18 protein-coding genes and 1 pseudogene are annotated in these 13,998 nt (G+C 67.5%); 9 read left to right on the forward strand and 10 right to left on the reverse strand.

Annotated elements, in window-relative coordinates:
* Positions 1 to 13 precede the first annotated feature (13 nt).
* Genes IPV10_RS00255 through IPV10_RS00265 form a run of 3 tightly spaced genes read right to left on the reverse strand, consistent with a single transcriptional unit; the run spans position 14 to position 2,189 of the window.
* Positions 14 to 784 carry a glycerophosphodiester phosphodiesterase family protein gene (locus IPV10_RS00255; RefSeq protein ID WP_207479134.1) on the reverse strand — a complete coding sequence of 257 codons (771 nt, stop codon included), beginning with the start codon at positions 782 to 784 and terminating at the stop codon, positions 14 to 16.
* Complete coding sequence (locus IPV10_RS00260) at positions 781 to 1,707, reverse strand: SPFH domain-containing protein (protein ID WP_207479136.1); 927 nt, start codon at positions 1,705 to 1,707, stop codon at positions 781 to 783. Before IPV10_RS00260 ends, IPV10_RS00255 begins: the two co-directional genes overlap by 4 nt.
* 8 nt (positions 1,708 to 1,715) lie before the next feature.
* Positions 1,716 to 2,189: an NfeD family protein gene (locus IPV10_RS00265; protein WP_207479138.1), complete on the reverse strand. Its 474-nt coding sequence runs from the start codon at positions 2,187 to 2,189 to the stop codon at positions 1,716 to 1,718.
* Positions 2,190 to 2,310: 121 nt separating this feature from the next.
* Between IPV10_RS00265 and IPV10_RS00270 the strand changes: the two genes are divergently transcribed.
* Positions 2,311 to 3,075, forward strand: a complete 765-nt coding sequence (locus tag IPV10_RS00270) for an SDR family oxidoreductase (protein ID WP_207479140.1) — start codon at positions 2,311 to 2,313, stop codon at positions 3,073 to 3,075.
* A gap of 66 nt (positions 3,076 to 3,141) precedes the next feature.
* On the opposite strand, the gene IPV10_RS00275 is transcribed toward IPV10_RS00270, so the two are convergent.
* Positions 3,142 to 3,735 (reverse strand): HdeD family acid-resistance protein, encoded by a 594-nt coding sequence (locus tag IPV10_RS00275; protein ID WP_207479142.1) that lies wholly within the window; start codon positions 3,733 to 3,735, stop codon positions 3,142 to 3,144.
* Positions 3,736 to 3,836: 101 nt separating this feature from the next.
* Here IPV10_RS00275 and IPV10_RS00280 point away from each other — a divergent pair, with 101 nt between their 5' ends.
* The 3 genes from IPV10_RS00280 to IPV10_RS00290 are packed head-to-tail and all read left to right on the forward strand — an operon-like array spanning position 3,837 to position 7,035.
* Positions 3,837 to 4,235, forward strand: a complete 399-nt coding sequence (locus tag IPV10_RS00280) for a helix-turn-helix transcriptional regulator (RefSeq protein ID WP_207479614.1) — start codon at positions 3,837 to 3,839, stop codon at positions 4,233 to 4,235.
* Positions 4,236 to 4,240: 5 nt separating this feature from the next.
* Positions 4,241 to 4,651, forward strand: coding sequence for a VOC family protein (locus IPV10_RS00285; protein ID WP_207479144.1), 411 nt, complete (start codon positions 4,241 to 4,243; stop codon positions 4,649 to 4,651).
* A gap of 26 nt (positions 4,652 to 4,677) precedes the next feature.
* Complete coding sequence (locus IPV10_RS00290; RefSeq protein WP_207479146.1) at positions 4,678 to 7,035, forward strand: excinuclease ABC subunit UvrA; 2,358 nt, start codon at positions 4,678 to 4,680, stop codon at positions 7,033 to 7,035.
* A 9-nt stretch (positions 7,036 to 7,044) separates the two neighbouring features.
* Here IPV10_RS00290 and IPV10_RS00295 read toward each other — a convergent pair whose 3' ends face one another.
* A complete protein-coding gene (locus IPV10_RS00295) occupies positions 7,045 to 7,329 on the reverse strand; it encodes a MarR family winged helix-turn-helix transcriptional regulator (RefSeq protein ID WP_207479148.1) in 285 nt (94 codons plus the stop codon).
* A 13-nt stretch (positions 7,330 to 7,342) separates the two neighbouring features.
* Here IPV10_RS00295 and IPV10_RS00300 point away from each other — a divergent pair, with 13 nt between their 5' ends.
* Both IPV10_RS00300 and IPV10_RS00305 read left to right on the forward strand, forming a co-directional pair.
* Complete coding sequence (locus IPV10_RS00300) at positions 7,343 to 7,600, forward strand: hypothetical protein (RefSeq protein ID WP_207479150.1); 258 nt, start codon at positions 7,343 to 7,345, stop codon at positions 7,598 to 7,600.
* Between the two features lie 630 nt (positions 7,601 to 8,230).
* Positions 8,231 to 8,464, forward strand: a pseudogene (locus IPV10_RS00305) (DUF6510 family protein); the annotation flags it as partial.
* Positions 8,465 to 8,468: 4 nt separating this feature from the next.
* On the opposite strand, the gene IPV10_RS00310 reads toward IPV10_RS00305, so the two are convergent.
* Positions 8,469 to 9,389, reverse strand: coding sequence for an AEC family transporter (locus IPV10_RS00310; RefSeq protein WP_207479154.1), 921 nt, complete (start codon positions 9,387 to 9,389; stop codon positions 8,469 to 8,471).
* Between the two features lie 46 nt (positions 9,390 to 9,435).
* Between IPV10_RS00310 and IPV10_RS17110 the strand changes: the two genes are divergently transcribed.
* A complete protein-coding gene (locus tag IPV10_RS17110) occupies positions 9,436 to 10,119 on the forward strand; it encodes a M23 family metallopeptidase (protein WP_207479156.1) in 684 nt (227 codons plus the stop codon).
* Positions 10,120 to 10,163: 44 nt separating this feature from the next.
* Here IPV10_RS17110 and IPV10_RS00320 read toward each other — a convergent pair whose 3' ends face one another.
* Genes IPV10_RS00320 through IPV10_RS00335 form a run of 4 tightly spaced genes read right to left on the reverse strand, consistent with a single transcriptional unit; the run spans position 10,164 to position 13,226 of the window.
* A complete protein-coding gene (locus tag IPV10_RS00320; protein WP_207479158.1) occupies positions 10,164 to 11,735 on the reverse strand; it encodes a phosphatase PAP2 family protein in 1,572 nt (523 codons plus the stop codon).
* Between the two features lie 40 nt (positions 11,736 to 11,775).
* On the reverse strand, positions 11,776 to 12,153 hold the full coding sequence (locus IPV10_RS00325; protein ID WP_207479160.1) for a YciI family protein: 378 nt from the start codon (positions 12,151 to 12,153) through the stop codon (positions 11,776 to 11,778).
* Between the two features lie 42 nt (positions 12,154 to 12,195).
* Positions 12,196 to 12,612: a GNAT family N-acetyltransferase gene (locus tag IPV10_RS00330; RefSeq protein ID WP_307861016.1), complete on the reverse strand. Its 417-nt coding sequence runs from the start codon at positions 12,610 to 12,612 to the stop codon at positions 12,196 to 12,198.
* Positions 12,609 to 13,226 (reverse strand): TetR/AcrR family transcriptional regulator, encoded by a 618-nt coding sequence (locus IPV10_RS00335; protein ID WP_207479162.1) that lies wholly within the window; start codon positions 13,224 to 13,226, stop codon positions 12,609 to 12,611. The genes IPV10_RS00330 and IPV10_RS00335 overlap by 4 nt, the downstream gene beginning before the upstream one ends.
* Positions 13,227 to 13,447: 221 nt before the next feature.
* Between IPV10_RS00335 and IPV10_RS00340 the strand changes: the two genes are divergently transcribed.
* Positions 13,448 to 13,681, forward strand: coding sequence for a hypothetical protein (locus tag IPV10_RS00340; RefSeq protein ID WP_374192212.1), 234 nt, complete (start codon positions 13,448 to 13,450; stop codon positions 13,679 to 13,681).
* A 23-nt stretch (positions 13,682 to 13,704) separates the two neighbouring features.
* On the forward strand, positions 13,705 to 13,989 hold the full coding sequence (locus tag IPV10_RS00345; protein ID WP_207479166.1) for a DUF1905 domain-containing protein: 285 nt from the start codon (positions 13,705 to 13,707) through the stop codon (positions 13,987 to 13,989).
* Positions 13,990 to 13,998 lie beyond the last annotated feature (9 nt).

Raw genomic sequence — 13,998 nt, forward strand, 5'->3', positions numbered from 1 at the left:
ACCGTGTCGCACCTCAGGCGAGCGTCGCCAGTGCGAGGTCGGCGCGATCCGAGACGATGCCATGTGCGCCGGCCGCGATGATGCGTCGCATGTCGTCCGCGTCGTTGACCGTCCAGACGTGGACCTCGACGTCGTGGCGGCGGGCGGCCCGCACGAGGGCTGGTGTCATGATGCGCAGACCGCGCTGTCGCTCGGGGATCTGCACGGCGTCGATGTCGCGCAGTACACGGGCGGGGGAGAGGCGGGCCGCGGAGAGGGCCCTCAGCGCGGCGATGGTGCTGCTTCCGCCGGAGGTGGCGGGCCTCATCTCGGCGCCTGCCTGGAGCACCGCCGCGACAGCGGCTCGTCGCCGGGCGTCGGAGAAGCTCGTGACGAGGACGCGACGGACGTGATCGGCGACGGCGGTTCCGAGGGGGCGCGCCGCGGCATCCGTCTTGACATCGATGTTGAATCGCATGCCGGGGAAGGAGGCGAGCGCCTCGGCGACCGTGAGCAGCCCGCCGTGATCGGCGAAGATCTCTCTGAGCTCGCCGGTCGACACGCTCGACACCGCCCGGTCGTCGCCGGTCAGCCGCGTCAGCGTCTGATCGTGGAACAGCACGACATCGCCGTCCGCGGTGACCCGGCAGTCGGTCTCGATGTACTCGGCGCCGGCTGCGTGGGCGGCGGCGAAGGCCGCGGCGGAGTTCTCCCAGACGCCCGAGTCCTCGCCGGCCGCGGTCACGAGACCACGGTGGGCGAGGACTCTGGGAAGTCGTGCCTTCTCGAAGTACGGGTGCGTCACGCGCCGTGCGTGCCGTCGGGTGACTGTCCGGGCTTCGGTGTGAAGGCGGTGCCGATTCCCTTGAGCGCCTCGGTGAGCTCGCTCGGGATGATCCACAGCTTGTTCGACTGCCCTTCGCTGATCTTCGGCAGCATCTGGAGGTACTGGTAGGCGAGCAGCTTGTCGTCCGGGGCGCCCTGATGGATGGCGGAGAAGACGTTCTGGATCGCCTCAGCCTCACCCTGTGCACGCAGGACCGCGGCCTGCTTGTCGCCCTCGGCGCGGAGGATCTCGGCCTGGCGTGCCCCCTCGGCCTCGAGGATCGCGGACTGCTTGGTGCCCTCGGCCGTCAGGATCGCGGCACGGCGGTCGCGCTCGGCGCGCATCTGCTTCTCCATCGAGTCCTGGATGGAGATGGGCGGGTCGATCGCCTTGAGCTCGACACGGCCTACGCGGATGCCCCACTTGCCGGTCGCCTCATCCAGGACCACGCGCAGCTGGCCGTTGATGTTGTCACGGCTGGTCAGCGCCTCCTCGAGGTTCAGTCCGCCGACCACGTTGCGGAGCGTCGTGGTCGTGAGCTGCTCGACCGCACCGAGGTAGTTCGCGATCTCGTAGGTCGCGGCCCGGGCATCCGTCACCTGGAAGTACACGACCGTGTCGATCGAGACCACGAGGTTGTCCTCGGTGATCACCGGCTGGGGCGGGAACGAGACCACCTGCTCGCGCATGTCGAGCAGCGGGCGCAGCCGGTCGATGAAGGGCACCAGGAGGTTGAGCCCGGGAGTGAGGGTCTTGTGGTAGCGGCCGAGACGCTCGACCACGCCGGCCGTGGCCTGCGGGATGATGCGGATCGACCGGGCGAGCGTGACCACCACGAAGATGATGATCGCGATCACGAGGATCCACGCGAGCGCGGTGGGGATGAACGATGTGTCGTCCACTGGTTCTCCTAGTCGTTGACGGGACGGACGATGGCGGTCGCACCGTTGATCGCGCTGATGGCGATCGGCGATCCGTGGGGGATCGGGACGGACGTCGCGGTGCGCGCGGTCCAGGTGTCCCCGTTGCTCAGCTTCACCTGACCCGAGATCTGGGTGATGTCCTGCAGTGCGATGCCGCGCAGGTCGATCAGCGCGTCGACGTTCGACTTCGTCGGATCCTCGCCGCGGCGCAGGCGCTTCAGCAGCGGCGGGCGGAGGAAGAGTATGAAGACCGCGGCGGCAGCGGCGGCGATGAGGACCTGAACCCACACCGGGAGGCCGACGAGATCGGTGAGCAGGCCGACCACGCTTCCGAAGCTCAGCATCAGGAACGTGAAGTCCAGCGTCAGCATCTCGATCACGAGGAAAGCGGCGATCAGGACCAGCCAGCCGATCCAGGCCCATTGGTCGATGAACTGAACGAATGTCGCGAAGTTGTCCATGCGGCCTCCTTTGCGGTCAACCTATCACGCGCCCGGCGAGCGACCCGGGCGCCGTCGACGCTGGTTGATAGTGTGAGATGCCGCGTCACCGCGGCGATCTCACGCACCATGAGGAGTCATCGTGACCGACGTTCTACCCGCAGGTTCTCTCGACGGCAGAGTCGCGCTCGTCACCGGATCGTCACGGGGGATCGGCGCCGACACCGTGCGCTACCTCGCCGAGGCCGGCGCGGACGTCGTGATCAACTTCCGCAACAAGGCCCCGCGGGCCGAGAAGCTGGCGCGCGAGCTGCGCGAACTGGGCCGTCGAGTGCTCGTCGTCGGCGCCGACCTGACGGACAGGGCCTCCGTCGAGGAGATGTTCGGCGCTGTGGAGACGGAGTTCGGCCGGCTCGACGTGCTCGTCCTGAACGCGTCGGGCGGCATGGAGTCGGGCATGGCCGAGGATTACGCGCTGACTCTGAACCGCGATGCCCAGCTCAACGTCCTGAACGCGGCGACGCCGCTGCTGGGCGAGGGATCGCGCGTCGTGTTCGTCACCAGCCACCAGGCGCACTTCATCCGGACGACGCCGACCATGCCGGAGTACGAGCCGGTCGCACTCTCCAAGCGCGCCGGTGAGGATGCTCTTCGCGAGCTCATCCCTGGCCTCGCCGAGAAGGGCATCGGGTTCACCGTCGTCTCGGGCGACATGATCGAGGGAACCATCACGGCGACCCTGCTCGAGCGGGCCAACCCCGGCGCCATCGCCGAGCGCCGCGAGTCGGCGGGAAAGCTCTACAACGTCTCTGAGTTCGCCGCCGAGGTCGCCAAGGCCGTCGTCGACCCTGTCCCGGCCGACAACACGCGCCTCGTCGGCGACGTGAGCGCCTTCGCCGCGGAGTAGCCGCACGTGCAGATCGGCCCCGTCGCGCTCCACGCGGGACGGGGCCGATCTGCATCTCCGCGCGGCTCAGGCTGCGTCGCCCCGCAGCGCCGCGGAGACGGTCTTCGCGTCCCTGCCCAGGGTGATGGCGCGAACGATCTGGACCACGCCCAGCACCAAGAGCGAGATGCCGAGGAAGATCCACAGCACGATTCCCGCCGCCAGCACGTTGACGAGGACGTAGATGCCGGCGATGACGCTGAGCACGGCATAGAGGAACGTCCAGATGCGGGAGCTGTCGCTGCCGAGCAGGGTGAGCGACACCACTCCGTCGAGGATCCAGCTGATTCCGATGAACACGACCACGACGATCGCCAGCGTGGCAGCGGCCGCGCCGAGGTTGGCGAAGGCGATGACGCCCGCGACCACGTAGAGCAGACCCAGCACGACGTGCCCGATCCTGGCCCAGCCGCCCCTGGAGCTGGAGAAGATGCCGAGTCCGGCGTAGACGAGCCCGGCGATGATCAGGTACGACGCGAAGATGCCGGTCACGATGACGGCGGACTTCACGGGCCACACCAGGAGGACGACACCGGCGATGAGCGCGAGGACGCCGGAGACGGCGAGCGAGATGCGGACGGCTTTGAACGCCGACCTGGCGTCTGCGATGAGTTCGGACATGGGTGTGACCATAGCGCACGCTCGCCCGCTGCGCGCCGACGTCGTGGCAGGATCGAGTCGTGACTCCCGTCGATGAGGTGCGCCTCCGCGAGCTCGCGGTGATGCGCAGGGTGCGCGACCGCATCGATCGCGAGTACGCGAGGCCTCTGGATGTCGAGGCACTGGCCCGTGGCGTGCACATGTCGGCGGGGCACCTCAGCCGGAAGTTCCGGGAGACGTACGGTGAGTCTCCGTACTCCTACCTGATGACCCGCCGGATCGAGCGGGCGATGGCGCTGCTCCGCCGCGGCGATCTCAGCGTCACAGAGGTGTGCTTCGAAGTCGGCTGCTCCTCGCTCGGCACATTCAGCACCCGGTTCACCGAGCTGGTCGGTGTCTCACCCGGCGTGTACCGTGAACGCGCAGCGAACGTCGACGGCATCCCGACGTTCCAGGCCAAGCAGGTCATCCGACCGATCAGGAATCAAGAAGCGCCGCGCACCGATGCCCACCTAGCCTGAACATCATGAAGATCAGCATCCGCTACGCATTCCTGCCCCACACCGACGCCGATGCGGCGCTCGGCTTCTACCGCGACGCCCTCGGCTTCGAGGTGCGCAACGACGTCGGCTACGACGGCCTGCGCTGGCTGACGGTCGGCCCCGAGGGGCAGCCCGAGACGTCGATCGTGCTGCATCCGCCGGCGACCGATCCCGGACTGACGGATGCCGAGAGGCAGACGATCCTCGAGCTCATCGCGAAGGGAAGCTACAGCGCCCTCACGCTGGCGAGCGACGATCTCGATGCGCTCTTCGAGCGCCTCGTGGAGAAGGGCGCCGACGTCGTGCAGGAGCCGATGGATCAGCCCTACGGCGTGCGCGACTGCGCGTTCCGCGACCCCGCAGGAAATCTGCTCCGCATCAACCAGGCCGCGTGATCCGCGCCCAGAGCCGAAGGACCCCGATGACCCCGGTCGAACACCTCGCCGACGCCCATGACGTCATTCGCGTGCAGGGAGCACGCGAGAACAACCTCAAGGACGTCAGCGTCGACATCCCGAAGCGAAGGCTCACGGTGTTCACCGGCGTCTCCGGCTCCGGCAAGAGCTCGCTCGTCTTCGACACGATCGCCGCCGAGTCCCGCCGCATGATCGACGAGACGTACAGCGCCTTCGTCCAGGGGTTCATGCCGTCGGTGCCGCGTCCCGACGTGGATGTGCTCGAAGGACTGACCACGGCGATCATCGTCGACCAGGAGCGGCTCGGGGCGAACCCGCGCTCGACGGTCGGCACGGTGACCGATGCGAACGCGATGCTGCGCATCCTGTTCTCGAAGCTCGGGCAGCCGTACATCGGCGGGCCGACGGCGTTCTCCTTCAACATCCCCACGCAGCGGGCCAGTGGAGTGATGACCGGTCCTGGGGGCGAGAAGAAGATCGTGAAGGACGCGATATATCTCGGCGGCATGTGCCCGCGCTGCGAGGGCAGGGGCGCGGTGTCGGATCTCGACCTCTCGCAGATCGTCGATGAGTCCAAGTCTCTCGACGAGGGCGCGATCACGGTGCCCGGGTACACCGCGGACGGCTGGATGGTGAAGGGCTTCTCGCAGTCCGGCTTCTACCCGGCCGACAAGCCGATCGCGCAGTTCAGTGAGAAGCAGCGTCATCTGTTCCTCTACGGCGAGGTCACGAAGGTGAAGATCTCGGGCATCAACATGACGTACGAGGGACTCATCCCGAAGATAACGAAGTCGATGCTCTCGAAGGATCTCGAGGCGCTGCAGCCGCACATCCGCGCGTTCGTCGAGCGGGTCGCGACGTTCGCTACGTGCCCGGAGTGCGACGGCACGCGACTCACCGAGGGTGCCAGGTCGTCGAAGATCGCCGGCGTGAGCATCGCGGATGCCTGCCGGATGCAGGTGACCGATCTCGCGGAATGGGTCCGCGGACTCGACCTGCCGGGTGCCGGGCCGCTCCTGACGGCACTGAGTGCCAATCTTGACGCGTTCGTCACGCTCGGTCTCGGCTACCTCAGCCTCGAGCGCCCGTCCGGCACGCTGTCCGGGGGAGAGGCGCAGCGGATCAAGATGCTCCGCCACCTCGGCTCCTCTCTCACCGATGTCACCTATGTCTTCGACGAGCCGACCATCGGCCTGCACCCGCACGACATCCAGCGGATGAACGGCCTGCTTCTGAAGCTCAGGGACAAGGGGAACACGGTCCTCGTGGTCGAGCACAAGCCGGAGACGATCGTGATCGGCGACCATGTCGTCGATCTCGGTCCCGGTGCGGGCTCCGGCGGCGGCGAGATCTGCTTCGAGGGCAGCGTGGAGGGGCTGAAGGCCAGCGGAACCCGCACCGGCCGTCACCTCGACGACCGCGCGGTGCTGAAGGATTCCTTGCGCTCGGCAGACGGGACGATCGAGGTCCGAGGAGCCTCGGACAACAACCTCCAGGACGTGGATGTGGACATCCCCCTCGGTGTGCTGACGGTCGTCACGGGCGTGGCTGGCTCGGGCAAGAGCTCGCTGATCCACGGCTCGGTCTCGCACCGTGCCGGCGTCGTGTCGATCGATCAGGCCGCGATCAAGGGGTCGCGCCGCAGCAGCCCCGCGACGTACACCGGACTTCTCGAGCCGATCCGCAAGGCGTTCGCGAAGGCGAACGGCGTCAAGCCCGCGTTCTTCAGCGCGAACTCCGAGGGCGCCTGTCCGACGTGCAAGGGCGCCGGCGTGATCATCACCGAGCTCGGCTTCATGGACACGATCGAGACGCCGTGCGAGGACTGCGGTGGCAAGCGCTTCCAGGCGGCCGTGCTCGACTACAAGCTCGCCGGGAAGGACATCACCGAGGTGCTGGAGCTGCCGGTGTCCGAGGCGCGCGTGTTCTTCTCCGAGGGCGAGGCGAAGCTCCCCGCCGCGGCCGCCATCCTGGGGCGTCTCGAGGACGTCGGACTGGGTTATCTGTCGCTGGGGCAACCGCTGTCGACGTTGTCGGGTGGAGAGCGCCAGCGCATCAAACTGGCGATCCAGATGGGGGAGAAGGGCGACATCTACGTGCTCGATGAGCCCACCACCGGCCTCCATCTGGCCGATGTGCAGAACATCCTCGGGCTGCTCGACCGGCTGGTCGACTCGGGGAAGACGGTCATCGTGATCGAGCACCACCAGGCCGTGATGGCGCACGCCGACTGGATCATCGACATCGGGCCCGGCGCGGGGCACGATGGCGGGCGAGTGGTGTTCGAGGGCACGCCCGCCGAACTGGTGACTCAGAAGTCGACGCTCACGGGGGAGCACCTCGCGGAGTACGTCGGGGGCTGAGCTGCCGTCTCAGGACTGAGACGGCAGGACGGCTGCGCCTGCCAGGAGCCTCAAGGCTGCGAGGAAGGCGGCACGCGCCTCCGCATCGAGAGGAGCGAGGACGTCCTCCTGCGCATCGGCCGCCAGGCCCGCCAGCAGGTGCTGCCGTTCTCTCCCCGCCGGAGTCGGAACCACGAGGTTGCGGCGCGCATCGTCCGGGTCAGGAGCGCGTTCGATGAGGCCGTCGCTCTCGAGGGTGGCCAGTGTCACCGCCACGTCGCGCCGATCGAGACGGGTCAACGTGCCGATCGCCACCTGAGAGAGGGGAGTGGAAATCCCCGCACTCCTGCTCGAAGATCCAGGCGTCGGCTGCAGTGCGGGTGTCGAATCGCATGGATTCGTCCGAGTACCCGGTCTCGCCGTTCCAGACGACGTGCGTGATGTCTTCATCCGCGGCATCGTCGTCGAGCTCCTGCTCGTGCTGGACGAGCTGGTAGTCGCCGCAGTCCCAGCCATGCTCGTTGCAGAAGCCGTCGTCGTCGACGATCGCCGGCGGGATCTGCGTACTGGTGGGGCAGGTCTGTAGTTCCAGACTCCTGGTCATCGGTCTCGGTCCCTTCTCTGATCGCGGATCGCTTGGCGTTCGCGCTCTCGGCGCGTGCCCTTGCGAGGGGTGGGGGTGTGCGGTCGCGCTGCGTTGGAGCGTGCGAGCTCGCGGTTCCAGTGCTCGAGTTCGGGGTTCGCGACGGGACGAAACCCCTCGATGGTGAGCGGCTTGCTGTTCCGACGACTCTTTCTGGCCACGGAGCACCTCCCACTTCCACACGCTGGGCGCGGCGGGGCACCGTCGCACACGGAGGGTGTCGACGGCGCCGGCGACCCTCTCTGTTTCCTCTTGCACCGTCCGCTCGGCGGCCCGTTGGGCCGCAACGAGACCTCCGAAACCGAACGCGCGCTTCTGGGTACGGGGATGCCGGCGATGTTCGGCTCGCCTTTACGCCTCCGAAACGATCACGTCGTACTGTGTCGACATGCGCATGCTTGGGGTTCCGGACGCGTCAGGGAATCCCACAATCTGGATCAACGCTGATCACCTGGTGAGTGCCCAACCCCTAATGCGGACCGGGGATCGCGAGATCATTCTCGAAGCCGAGCTGAAGATCGACGGGATGCCGCTGATGCGCATCCCCTTGGGCGCGCACTTGGACAAGGACGCGACGTCTTCGCGGGTGACGCGACGACGATGGTCGGTGTCTGCAGAGGATGCGACTCCCATGCCGCGCTCGCCGAAGCGATGGTGGAGATCGATGAGAGGGCGGCGATCGTGCGGTGCCGCGGATGCTCGCACACCCTGTTCACGGTCATGCGGGACGAGGGCGGCGTGCGCGTGATGGTCGCGTCACTGAGCAGTCTTGAGCGCAGCCTTCAGCGCGACATTCCGCAGAGCTGACGCCTCAGCCGAGGATCAGAGTCGCGGCGATCAGCACGGGTATGCACCCGATGGTCGTGAGGAAGATCGTGTCGCGCGAGATCGCCTCGCCGATGTTGTACCGCTGTGAGTAGTTGAAGACGTTCTGCGCGGTCGGGAGGGCCGCGAGCACGACGACGATGAGCACATCCCGCGCCGACAGGCCGAACACGAACTGCGCGACCGCCCAGGCGATCAGCGGCATGGCGATGAGTTTGAGGGTCGTGGCGAGGATGACGTCGCGCCGGCGGCCGGAGGGCGCCAGAACACGCTGTCCGTACAGAGAGACGCCGTAGCTGATCAGCATGACGGGCACGCAGGCGTTGGCGATGAGCATCGCGGGCTCGAGGACGACCGGTGGCAGCTCGATCCCACTGATCGAGACGACGGTGCCGAGCACCGAGCCCAGGACGATCGGGTTCGATATCGTCCGCGCGAGGGCTCGTCCCGGCGACGTGCGGCCGTTGGTGACGGCATCGAGGATCGTCATGGTGATCGGCGTGAAGATCAGCAGCTGCAAGAGGATCACCGGTGCGGGGTACGCCGCGCTGCCAAGCAGATAGACCGAGAGCGGAATGCCGATGTTGTTGGAGTTGACCTGTCCTGAGCTGAGCGCGCCGATGACTATCTCGCCCAGAGGGCGTTTCCACGCGAGGCGGGCGATCAGCGTGTAGATCAAGAAGATCGACACGGCGGCGATGGCAGCGACCGGAAGGAGCGCCGAGAACAGCGTGCGGACATCAGCCTGTGCCAGCACGACGAACAGGAGGAACGGCGACAGCACGAAGAATGTGAGGCGCGCGAGCACCGGTTTCGCATGTTCGCCGAGCAGATCGATTCGCCCGATGATCCAGCCCACCAGGATCGCGACGCCGACCACGACGAACCCGATAAGCGACTCGATCACGCTTCCAGGCTATCCGTGCGCTGCAGTGGCACCGTAAGCTCGGGTCGTGGCTGGCGAACTCGAGAACCCGGTGGTCGTGGAGTTTCCGCTCCGGGGTGAGGGATGGATGGCCGTCACGACTCCCGCTGCGCGGATTCCGAGCCACGGCGTCGACATTCTCGGACAGCGGTTCGCGTTCGACTTCGTCAAGGTCGATGATCGACCGGGTGTGCACGTGCATCCGACGTCCAGCTTCGTGGCGAACACGATCGGCGGCCGGACAGTCGACTGCTACGCCTGGGGCGCCGCGATCCACGCTCCCTTCGCCGCGGAGGTCGTGGCGGCCGTCGACGGCGTGCCCGAGCGCGCGTGGATCAACCCGTTTCGGGAGGCCGCACGAATGATGTGGAACGGTGTGACGTTTCGGCCCGAGAAGATCCCGTCGATACTCGGAAACCACATCGTGCTGCGTTCCGGCGACGTGTTCGCGGGGTTCGCACATCTGGCGCCGGGAACGGTCGCCGTGGAGGTGGGTCAATCGGTGCAGTCCGGCGAGATCCTGGGGGGCGTCGGTCACACTGGCAACTCGACGTCGCCGCATCTGCATTTCCAACTGATGGACTCGGCCGATCTCATGCGCGCACACGGAATCGCGTGCGCGTTCGCGGAGTACGACGTGCACACCGCAGGCGGCTGGGAACGTGTCGAGCGCGGCATACCCGGTGCTCGCGAACGAATACGCAATCGCTGATAATGCACATTATGTCAGAATAAGGGAGATCCGCCCCGCCCCGCTCACCCGCCGTACACGTCCAGCCCGCCGGGAACCGCGGTGATCGTCGCAGCTGCACCGTGGCCAGGACCGAGCGGCGCGCTCAGCGTGATCTCTCCGTCGTGCGCGATGCTCAGCGTCTGGCCTTCATTGCGCGCCTCGATGCGCACCGAGCTCGCCGTGAACGACTCGATGGTCGTTCGCCGAGTGCGTCCGGGCATGCGGTCGACGACGGCGGATGCGCGGACGCCGAATGCCAGGGCGATGAGTCCCCTCAATCGAGGCATCCGTCCGTGCGCATGCAGCACCCGCACGTCGAGCACGGAGTCGTCGAGGCGGCGCCGTTGGAGCGGCACCATGGCCGGTGACCGGTTCTCCCCTGCGGCCACGGCGACCGACCAGACCAGCGCCGGGCGTCCGTCGACGCGCACGGCGATCGTCTCGGCCCTGGCCAGTACCCTGACCGCCGCCACAAGAGCTGCGAGCGGCTTGCCGAGCTTCTTCTCCATCGATTCACGGATCTCGACGAAGTCGGGATACAGGCCGACGGATGACGCGTTCAGCACGGTGACCGCCTCGCTGTCTTCCAGGACGAGCTCGGCCACGTCGACGCGCCTTCCTGCGCCCGCCCGGAGCGCTTCGGTCGCCTGGTCGAGGGTGGCCGCGCCGACGGTGCGCGCGAAGTGATTGAACGTGCCCCCTGGGAGCACCAGCAGCGGAAGCCGGACCTGTCGGGCAGCGTCTGCAGCAGACGCGACGGACCCGTCACCGCCCCAGATGCCGATCGCGCGTGGCGGCGTCGGCGACGCGAGAGCCTCCCGCACGAGCGCGGCGATGTGGTCGCCGGGCTCGAGCACGTGCAGCTCAGCGCCAGGCAGCGCCTCGGAGATGAACTCGACGGGATCGGGCCGGAACGGGTCGATCCCGGACGACGGATTCACGAGGATGAACGCGCCGGATCCGTCCGGAAGCGCCGGCACGAGCGCCCTCGGTGCAGTCGGCGGAGGCTCCGGACGTGGCCGAGCGGGCACCAGCATCCGCCCGGCGATCGCGATCGCAGCCCCGAGTCCCACTCCCCCGACGACGTCGGAGAGCCAGTGCGCCCCGGTGTGCAGGCGTGAGTACGCGACGGCAGCGCCGAGCGGCGCCAGCGCCGCCCCGGCGCGGGGCGATTCGAGAGCAACGCCGGTCACGAATGCCGCAGCCGATGCGGAATGCCCTGAAGGGAACGAGGCGGAGGTGGGAAAGGTCTTCAGGCGCCGCGGCACCGGGACGTCCTTCAGCAGCGGGCGGTCACCGCCGAAGATGCGCTTGCCGACGAGGTTCGCGAGCACGCTCCCGACGAGCAGAGAGGCGAGTCCTCTCACCGCTCCCCGCCGCGGCGCACCCCCGAGCAGGTGGAGGACGACCGCGATCGCCACCCAGAGCCTGCTCCGATCCGCCAGGTGCGACAGCCGGGCGAGCCGACGATCGAGACCGGGGAGATGCCGGTGTCCGTTCACCGCCTTCGCGACGCGCGCGTCCACGCGACGCACCCACCGCGGCAGGATGCTGACGCGACGCAGGGCGACGCGCGGACGTGAGAGCAGTCTCATGCACCGAGCGTAGAACGACCTATGCGCTCTGTTCGAGCCCCTATGCGTCGGGCTCCTCCTGGAGGGCCCGCACCTCGATCCGGCACTGCAGCGCGTGCGAGGCCCTGGTCGCCCATTCCACGGCTGCGGCCTCGTCTGTGGCTTCGATCACCCAGAAGCCTCCGACGTACGACTCCGCCTCCACGAACGGCTCGTCGAGCACGCGGGTCTCCCCCGAGCTCACGTCGATCGTCTTCGCCGTCGAAGGCGGGTTGAGTCCGCCGGCGAACAAGAAGGCACCGGAGTCCTTCAGCGCGGTGTTGAACTCGTCGACTGCGGCGAACACAGCGGCGAGCTCCGCAGGATCGAACTCCTGCATCGACTCCATCGTCGGCTCCGTCGCGGAGTCATGCGGAACGGTGAGAAAGTACTGAGTCATGATCGGAACCTTTCGTCTCGGGGCCACGGGATGTCGCCCTCATCACTTCGTCGAACGAGCGACCGCCGGATCGACATCCTCTCCGAGAATCTTCTCGCCGCCCTTGCGCAGATCGTGCGCTGGGTCACCGCCACGCACGGTGATCAGGCTCCTTCCGTGCTGCCCGAGGAGATCGCTCCGCCCCGAATCCTGGAATCCGAGCTTCTCCAGCACCCGTCGAGACGCGATGTTCCAGTCCCACACCGAGGCCCACAGACGCGGATGCCCTGACTTCTCGGCCCACGAGATGACCGCGGTCGCTGCCTCGGTGGCATGGCCCCGCCCGTGCGCCGCGCGCAAGAGCTCGAACGCGATCTCGGGTTCGCCCGCGCTTCCTGTGCCGTGGAAGACCAGCCCGCAGTAGCCGATCGCGTCGAGCGTGTCCTTGCGCAAGACGGTGAGAAGATCCGGCTCCTTCACCGAGGCGCATATCCGGCGAGGAACAGATCCACGGCATCGTCGGTTCGCGGCGCTTCGGCCGGACTGCCGAGGAGCCGTGAGTTGAGCGGGGCGCCGATCACGAGCCAGGTGAACTGCTCGGCGGCGGTACGAGGATCGTCGAGAGCAAGGCGCCCCTCCCCCGTCATGGAGTCGAGCACGGCGGCGAGATCCCCGATGTTGCGATTCCAGCTCTCGTCGAGATACGTCTGCGCGACCTCGGGCTGCGCCTGCGCCTCCGCGGTGACGAGCCTGCGCATCGCGAGCACCGGCTCGCTCAGGATGCCGCTCTGCATAGTCCGCGCGAGCTCGATCAGCCCCTCTCTGAGGTCACCGCTCCCCCGCAGTCGCTCGAGCGCCGGACGCATCGCGCTCCTCCCGGCGAGGGTCCACTGGTGGACGACCGCAGCGTACAGGGTGCTCTTCGAAGGGTGCTCGCGGTACAGCGATGCCTTGGAGATCCGCGCACGCTTCGCGACCTCATCCATCGAGGTCCCGGCGTATCCGCGTTCCAGGAAGACCTCGCGCGCGACAGAGATCAGCTCATCGCCGGTGCGCCCAGACGGCCGCCCGCGTGCTCGCAGTGGTGAGGTCATGGAAGCCATATTAGTACTTGACAGTATCAAAACCGCCTCCTAGATTGAGTACTATACGGTACTAAAGGAGTCGCCATGATCGTTCTGGGCATCGCAGTCGCCACCGTCGTCTCGTTCCTCGCCAGCGCCGCGCTCTACGCCATCCCGCCTGTCTCGGCACTGGTGACGCGCAGCAGCACCCCGCGGCCGGGGCTGCCCCTCGCCGTTCAGATGGGCTCGGTCTGCTTCGCAGCCTCATCGCCTCATGCCTCCTGGCCGGACTCATGTCTGCGGCGGGCTGGCACGGCGCACTCGCCGGCGGTCTGCTCGGCCTGTCACTGTCGGTTCTGCCGCTCATCCTGCTGATGGGCGGTGTGATCCACGAGAACACGGCTCTGCCGGCAGCCGGCATCCACCTGCTCGACTGGATCGTCAAGCTCACCGTCATCGGCGCCATCCTCGGCCTCTTCATCTGAACTCGGACGAACGGAGATCTCCCATGAGCACGTCAGGCCCTCTCGACATCACATTCACGGCAACGCTCGGCAAGGTGCGCGACGGCGACACCTGGACCTGCGTCCAGCTTTCCGACTCCGCGACCGTCTTCGGCACGCGCGGGCTGGTGAAGGTCGCCGGCACCGTCGACGGCGAGCCGTTCCGCGGCGCGTTCATGGCGCTCGGCGACGGCACGCACAAGCTTCCCGTCGCCGCAGCGATCCGCAGGCGGATCGGCAAGACCGGCGGCGACGACGTCACCGTTCACCTGACCGAGCGCCTGAGCTGAGGTAGGCGA

The organism is Microbacterium sp. SD291, from assembly GCF_017355365.1.
Classification (GTDB): domain Bacteria; phylum Actinomycetota; class Actinomycetes; order Actinomycetales; family Microbacteriaceae; genus Microbacterium.

Bases quoted from the DNA above. Each gene is read 5' to 3' on its own strand.
- IPV10_RS00275 (WP_207479142.1), bottom strand. From the start codon at position 3,735: ATGTCCGAACTCATCGCAGACGCCAGGTCGGCGTTCAAAGCCGTCCGC.
- IPV10_RS00320 (WP_207479158.1), bottom strand. From the start codon at position 11,735: ATGAGACTGCTCTCACGTCCGCGCGTCGCCCTGCGTCGCGTCAGCATC.
- IPV10_RS00280 (WP_207479614.1), top strand. From the start codon at position 3,837: ATGCGCAGGGTGCGCGACCGCATCGATCGCGAGTACGCGAGGCCTCTG.
- IPV10_RS00265 (WP_207479138.1), bottom strand. From the start codon at position 2,189: ATGGACAACTTCGCGACATTCGTTCAGTTCATCGACCAATGGGCCTGG.
- IPV10_RS00335 (WP_207479162.1), bottom strand. From the start codon at position 13,226: ATGACCTCACCACTGCGAGCACGCGGGCGGCCGTCTGGGCGCACCGGC.
- IPV10_RS00325 (WP_207479160.1), bottom strand. From the start codon at position 12,153: ATGACTCAGTACTTTCTCACCGTTCCGCATGACTCCGCGACGGAGCCG.
- IPV10_RS00345 (WP_207479166.1), top strand. From the start codon at position 13,705: ATGAGCACGTCAGGCCCTCTCGACATCACATTCACGGCAACGCTCGGC.
- IPV10_RS00290 (WP_207479146.1), top strand. From the start codon at position 4,678: ATGACCCCGGTCGAACACCTCGCCGACGCCCATGACGTCATTCGCGTG.
- IPV10_RS00285 (WP_207479144.1), top strand. From the start codon at position 4,241: ATGAAGATCAGCATCCGCTACGCATTCCTGCCCCACACCGACGCCGAT.